Annotated in this window: 1 protein-coding gene; it reads right to left on the bottom strand. The window is 65.1% G+C overall.

Annotated features, from left to right (window positions below; genetic code table 11):
- A partial coding sequence (locus tag KW824_RS20730; RefSeq protein ID WP_218410896.1) for a VCBS domain-containing protein occupies nucleotides 1-261 on the bottom strand: 261 nt, incomplete at both ends.

Consider the following 261-nt stretch of genomic DNA (forward strand, 5'->3'; position numbering starts at 1 on the left):
TGCCATCCACAGACTGCACGGTGAAGGTCTCGACCTTGGTTTCGCCCTCGCCCAGGTACTGCACCTTGCTGTTGTCGACGTTGTAAGTCCAGGCACCGCCTTCGGTGATGGCGAGGCTACCCAGCGCACCCGCACTCGGGGTGCCGTTGCCAGCCAGGAACTTGGCCTCGTCGGCGCCGTCCACGTCGGTCACGCTCAGGGTGCCGGTCTCGGTCAGCAGCGGAGTGCTCTCATCTTCGGTGACCGCACCGCTGTCAGTGC

Origin of the sequence: Aeromonas sp. sif0611 (assembly GCF_019218845.1) — a bacterium.
In the GTDB taxonomy this organism is placed as follows: Bacteria; Pseudomonadota; Gammaproteobacteria; order Enterobacterales; family Aeromonadaceae; genus Aeromonas; species Aeromonas media.